The sequence below is a fragment of the Enterobacter sp. SECR19-1250 genome (assembly GCF_013391025.1).
Lineage (GTDB): Bacteria > Pseudomonadota > Gammaproteobacteria > Enterobacterales > Enterobacteriaceae > Enterobacter > Enterobacter cloacae.
Window position 1 is genome coordinate 1 of the sequence record NZ_JACASJ010000169.1, and the last position, 6,014, is coordinate 6,014.

At 61.3% G+C, this 6,014-nt stretch carries 7 protein-coding genes; 5 read left to right on the top strand and 2 right to left on the bottom strand.

What is annotated here, in order from left to right:
• Positions 1–55: 55 nt before the first annotated feature.
• Entirely contained in the window at positions 56–592 is a 537-nt protein-coding gene (locus tag HX884_RS24845; protein WP_178328942.1) for a transposase, read from the top strand.
• Between the two features lie 142 nt (positions 593–734).
• Here HX884_RS24845 and HX884_RS27390 read toward each other — a convergent pair whose 3' ends face one another.
• Together HX884_RS27390 and HX884_RS24850 are read right to left on the bottom strand one after the other, a co-directional pair.
• Positions 735–860: a hypothetical protein gene (locus HX884_RS27390; protein WP_009238016.1), complete on the bottom strand. Its 126-nt coding sequence runs from the start codon at positions 858–860 to the stop codon at positions 735–737.
• Positions 861–960: 100 nt separating this feature from the next.
• Entirely contained in the window at positions 961–1,227 is a 267-nt protein-coding gene (locus HX884_RS24850; RefSeq protein ID WP_009277699.1) for a hypothetical protein, read from the bottom strand.
• A 186-nt stretch (positions 1,228–1,413) separates the two neighbouring features.
• On the opposite strand from HX884_RS24850, the gene HX884_RS24855 reads away from it, so the two are divergent.
• From HX884_RS24855 to HX884_RS24870, 4 genes are all read left to right on the top strand, one after another.
• The gene (locus tag HX884_RS24855) at positions 1,414–2,667 is read left to right on the top strand and encodes an MgtC/SapB family protein (RefSeq protein WP_009238019.1); all 1,254 of its coding nucleotides are present in this window, start codon (positions 1,414–1,416) and stop codon (positions 2,665–2,667) included.
• Between the two features lie 276 nt (positions 2,668–2,943).
• On the top strand, positions 2,944–3,753 hold the full coding sequence (tcdA, locus tag HX884_RS24860) for a tRNA cyclic N6-threonylcarbamoyladenosine(37) synthase TcdA (RefSeq protein WP_178328943.1): 810 nt from the start codon (positions 2,944–2,946) through the stop codon (positions 3,751–3,753).
• Positions 3,754–3,921: 168 nt separating this feature from the next.
• Positions 3,922–5,208, top strand: coding sequence for an OprO/OprP family phosphate-selective porin (locus HX884_RS24865; RefSeq protein ID WP_178328944.1), 1,287 nt, complete (start codon positions 3,922–3,924; stop codon positions 5,206–5,208).
• Between the two features lie 83 nt (positions 5,209–5,291).
• The coding region (locus HX884_RS24870) for a peptidogalycan biosysnthesis protein (protein WP_178328945.1) at positions 5,292–6,014 on the top strand (723 nt) is incomplete at its 3' end.

Genomic DNA, 6,014 nt, shown 5'->3' on the forward strand with positions numbered 1-6,014 from the left:
CATCAGCAAAAGGGGATGATAAGTTTATCACCACCGACTATTTGCAACAGTGCCCATGAATGACTTTCGCCGGCTGGCCGCGAAGATCGACCAGCACATGCAGCAACTCGCCGCCCAGAACATTCGCGAAACGCACGCCATCATCAACCACATGATGGGATACGTGCCCGACCTGCACAAGATTTGGGTCGGCACCTCCGACCAGCAGTTCATGGCGTTGTCTCGCGAATATCCTGGGTTTTACCGCTACGCCCACATCATGGAGGAAGCCTCCGAAGCCGAGCGCAACAAGACATCGCGACCCTATGATGGGCTGGCCGAGTTTTCTGAGGAGCATAAACAACGGGCTACCCAACTGCTGCTCACGGCGGCAACCCTGGAGCGCGGCTATCAAGCATTTCGTGGCAGCGGCAGCCTGCAAGTCTTCCGGCAGCAAGTCAACGAACTGGGTCGGCTGCATCGGCAATGGCTGGCCGAACTGGACAGCTTCAAAGACTCGCTACGCGCCCAGGGCGCGGAAGCCAAGACATTGGAGTACATAAACGAAGCGTTCGGACACCTTGCCGAACGCATCAAGCAGCTTGCCGGCTGATCGTCGGAGCGGGTGACGAAATTCTCGGCGGTACCGGCTTGCAATCCAGTGCAATGGCGTCGCTTCCACAAAGCCGCTAACGACGAAGATGGGCGTGGCCAGAGACGCTCATCTTCGTTCAGTCGCGACGGATATCTTCCAATCAGTGGGAATGTCCGCCGCTGCTCGCACCGCCTCCGTGACCTCCGCTATAGCTGCCGTTGCCGGCGCAGCCGCTAAGCGCGATGGCTATCACCGCTGCGGCAACGATCAATATCTTTTTGGGCATTTTTTCTCCTTAATTGACAAGTGAATTGATGGATAAAAGGGGAATTACAAACAGGTAGGGGCTGGATTATGCCAATCTTCGCCGGATCAGACCGTAGTAGTCAACTAATTCCGGACACCTCGATTAGCCGATCGCCGCCGGCGCGCCGCCATACAAGAAGGGAGACACAGCCATGCACGAGCACCACCCGATCACCGACCCCGTCTGCGGCATGACCGTCAAGCCGGAATCGCCGCACCGCTTCGATCACGCCGGCCGCGAGCCCGCGTTTGCCGGAAGGCGGTGCGCGCGGATTGGCTGCCTCGCCGTCCGCGAGAATGGCGTCGTAATCCTTGCGGCAGGACGCAAGGCGTTCGGGCGTCAGCACGCCGCCGCCTGATCGACCTCATGGCAAGCGGCGACCAGCAGTTCGACAGGCGGTTGGCCCAAGCCTGCCCCATCTCCTCGAAGGCGTAGGTCAGTTCCCGCAGGTGATGGGCGTTACTACCTCATATTTCAACAATTATTTTTCCATCTGCCCGACAGTTGGTCAGGTGAACTACGGGAAGCGCCAATGGACCCTAACGTCAACGAGCATCTGATCTCTTTTCTGACCAGCCTGGCCATCGGCCTTCTGATCGGGGTTGAGCGTGAACGCGCCGGTTCGGCAATGGGGTTACGAACTTCGGCCTTGGCCGCGCTGTTCGGCTCCATCGCCGCCCTCGTCGGCCAGAGCGTCGGGGCGCCGTGGTTTCTCCCTGCCGCCTTGCTGGCCATGACGGGCATCATGGTTTTCGGTCAGACCGCGACCGGGGAGAGCGAGAGCCACGCTGGCCCCACCACACGAATGGCCATCCTGCTTTCGTTCACCCTCGGAGCGATGGTTTGGCTCGGCCACGGTCGTTATGCTGTTATGCTAGCCATTGCTGCCGCAGCGCTGCTCCATTTCAAGGCCGAACTGCGCGGCTTGAGTTCACGGATTACTTCCCGCGACCTGGTGTCGATCCTGCAGTTCGCTACGCTGAGTTTTATCGTGCTGCCGCTCCTGCCCAACGTCGGTTATGGACCCTATGGCGCTTTCAATCCTCACCACGTCTGGATGATGGTCGTCCTGATATCCGGCTTGAGCCTCGCCGGCTATTTGGCCATGCGTGCGGTCGGAGATCGCTTTGGCCCGCCCTTGCTCGGTCTGCTGGGAGGACTGGTGTCGAGCACCGCGACTACCCTGGTGTACGCCCGTCATGCCCGCCAGACGCCGACCATGGCGCTGACGTCGTCGATCGTCATTCTCATGGCCAATCTGGTCTTGTCCGTGCGCCTGGGCATGATCGCCGTTGCCATCGCGCCCTCCTTGATGGCGACCCTTTGGCCAGTGTTGGTCGGCAACCTGGTGGCAGGCGGCTTGGCGGTACTGTTCGTCTGGCATCGTTCGCGGACGGGGGGGCCACTTCTTTTGCCGGAAGTTGCCAATCCGACCGAGTTACGGGTTGCGCTGAGCTTCGGTGCGATGTATGCCATCATTTTACTTTTAGCCTCGTGGCTGTCCGATTGGGCGGGAACCCGCGGGCTCTACCTGGCGTCCGCCGTGTCCGGGCTGACCGAACTTGATGCCATCGCATTGTCGACCCTGCGCCTGTTTGGGAATGGGAAACTGGGCGCCGAGGTAGCCGCTAACGCGATCGGCCTGGCGATTCTCTCTAACCTGTGCTTCAAAACTGGCCTCCTCGCCTGGGTCGCAGGGCGCGACTTCCTGTTGCGCTGCCTGCCTGGGATGATGGCTATCGGGATAGGCATTGCAATCGGCATGGGGTGGGTTGGCTATGCTTGACCAATCTCTCGTGTAGTTACGGCTTGCAGCTCTTCCTACGGCTCTGCGCCATGTCCGCTGATCTAAAGGGTGCTGTGCTACGCAAGCTGGGTGATGAGCCAAGATGGGCGGGACTGAGGTTCAGACGCGAGTTGCCCCTCTGGCTAACGGAAATTTCGGCGGTTCCGGCTTACAACCCCATATTAAAGCAAAGCCGGGGTGGCGGTGACGGCCGGATGCAGTGGTCGGCACGCGGTGAGGTCTTATAATCGCCAGGTTTTTCTCCGGGGAGTCGGCATGTCTATCGATGAACAGCGTTTCGGCGGTATTGCCCGCCTGTATGGCCGTATCGGGCTCGAGCGGCTCACGGCTGCGCATGTGGCGGTGGTCGGCATCGGCGGCGTCGGCTCCTGGGCGGCCGAGGCGCTGGCACGCAGCGGGGTCGGTGAGATCAGCCTGTTCGACCTGGACGATGTGTGCATCACCAATACCAACCGGCAGATCCATGCGCTGGACGGTGCGGTGGGCAAGCCGAAGGTGGACGAAATGGCCGCGCGCATCCGTGCCATCAACCCGGCATGTCGGGTTCATGCCGTGCCCGACTTCGTCACCCGCGAAACCATGGCCGAGTACATCACCGAAGACATGGACTGCGTCATCGACTGCATCGACAGCGTGCCGGCCAAGGCGGCGCTGATCGCCTGGTGCAAGCGCCGCAAGATCCAGATCATCGCCACTGGTGGCGCAGGTGGGCAGGTGGACCCGACGCAGATCCAGGTCGCCGACCTGAACAAGACCTTCAACGACCCACTGGCGGCCAAGGTGCGTTCGCTGCTGCGTCGCGAATACAACTTCTCGCGCACGCCGGGGCGCACATACAGCGTGCCCTGCGTGTTCTCCACCGAACAGTTGCGCTACCCGAAGCCCGATGGCGGCGTGTGCCAGAGCAAGAGCTTCGTCGGCGAGGGCGTCAAGCTCGACTGCGCCGGCGGCTTCGGCGCGGTGACCATGGTTACCGCCACGTTCGGCATGGTCGCTGCCGCGAAGGCGGTCGACAAACTGGTCGCCGGAGCCCGGCGGCCTAGCGAGCGCAACGCCCGCAGCTGATGAAAACGTGCCGCAACCGCTCTGCGATGCGGCTCCACGGAAAGTTCCGCTGTCACAAAAGCTTTACATATCGGTCATTTGGCTGACATACTCCGCCGCCAAGATTGCCCCCAACACAAAGAGCCCATCTCGTGTGTTTCCGACGCTAAACATAAAGGGGAATTTTGGATGATCCGTAAGCACTTCGCCGGTTTCGCCGCCAGCGCCCTGGCTCTGGCCGTTTCCGCCCAGGCTTTCGCCGGCACCGTTACCACCGACGGCGCCGATCTCGTTATCAAGACCAAGGGCGGCCTTGAGGTCGGAACCACCGACAAGGAGTTCTCGTTCAAGATCAATGGCCGTCTGCAGGCCGATGCCGACAGCTTCGATGGTTTCTACACCCAGAACGGCGAGCGCGCAGATGAGACCTACTTCCGTCGTGCGCGTCTGGAGATTTCCGGTGTTGCCTTCACCGATTGGGGCTACACCTTCCAGCGCAACTTTGGCGACGATTCCAGCAATTGGCGCGAGCTGGCCATTCATTACAACGGCTGGGAGCCGGTTCAGATTTCGGTTGGCCGCATCAGGCCGACCTTCGGCTTGGAATGGGCGACCAGCTCCAAGTGGATCACTGCGATCGAGCGCTCGGCGCTCTATGACCTGGCGCCCTGGGTGAACAGCGAAGACGGCGAAGGCATCCGCGTGCGTACCACTGTCGGCATGTTCCACGGCGAGGCCGGTGCCTATCGTCAGGATGGTGGCGACGGCGTCGACATGCTCGAGGACGAAGATGGCGCCAACAACACCAGCTTCGTGCTGCGTGGCGTGATCGCCCCGATCGTCGAGAAGGACCAGGTGCTGCACTTGGGCGCGAGCTTCGGTCAGCGTGACCTGGAAGAAGGTTACCTGGAACGCATTCGTCCGCGCCTGTCCGTGCGTGGCACCACCGAAGACAGTGCCAACGGCAACCGCGCCACCTTCGGCGGCACTCGCACCGACGGCACCGATCAGGTCTGGGGCCTGGAGGCGGCCTACATGATCGGCCCGTTCTCGGTGCAGGGCGAATACCGGACCCGTACCGTCGACGCCATGGAAGGTTTCGAAGACCTCGAAGCCACCGGCTACAACGTCCAGCTGGCGTACACCCTCACCGGTGAGTCGCGCTCCTACAAGCTCGATGGCGGCAAGTTCGACAAGATCAAGCCGGAAAACAAGCGCACCGGCGCCTGGGAAGTGTTCTACCGCTTCGAGGACATCACCGTCGATAAAACCGGTGTTGCACCGAGCGGTTATGTCGGTGCGCTGGACAGCGCTAAAGCCGGCGCCAAGACCCACACTGTTGGTGTGAACTGGTACGCCAACGAAGCAGTAAAGATTTCTGCTAACTATCTCAAGACAAGTGTAGATGACGTGGTAAACGCAAATGGCGACGACGATGGCGATGCCATCAGTCTGCGCGCACAGTACGTGTTCTAAAACATCACCTCATCCGTGATGCTCCATTGAGCCCCGCCCTGGCGGGGCTTTTTTTCGCCTGCGGGACAGGCCAGACTGCGCGCATGCCTATCCAGACCGTACAACGCCTCGCCGAACTCGATCCCGCCGAATGGGATGCCTTGCTGGCCGATTCCCAACCCTTTCTGTGTCACGCGTTTCTCAGTGCGCTCGAGGACAGCGGCAGCGTCGGCGGGCGCAGTGGCTGGCAGCCTGCCCATCGCCTGCTGCGCGATCCGCAGGGTGGGCTGCGGGCCGCATTGCCGCTGTATCGCAAGAGCCATTCCTACGGTGAGTACGTGTTCGACTGGGCCTGGGCGGATGCCTGCCAGCGCGCCGGCATCCGCTATTACCCCAAGCTGCTGTGCGCCGTACCGTTCACCCCGGTCGCAGGCCAGCGTCTGCTCGGCGATGTCGAGGCGGCGGCAACGCTGCTCGACGGGCTCACCGAACAGCTGGACGCTCAGCAGATGTCCGGCATCCATGTGAACTTCACCGAGTCGAAGGCCGATCGGCTGATGGCTGGCCGGGAGGGTTGGCTGGAGCGCATCGGTTGTCAGTTTCACTGGCTCAACCGCGGCTATCGGGACTTTCAGGACTTTCTCGATGCGCTGACCTCACGCAAGCGCAAGCAGCTGCGCAAGGAACGCGAGCAGGTGGCGGGGCAGGGCATCGTCTTCGACTGGCGCGAAGGGCAACAGCTCAGCGAGGTGGAGTGGGATTTCGTCTACGCGGGGTCGTCTCAGAAAACGGAATCTATGGTCACTCCCGTTTTTGCAACACCGATT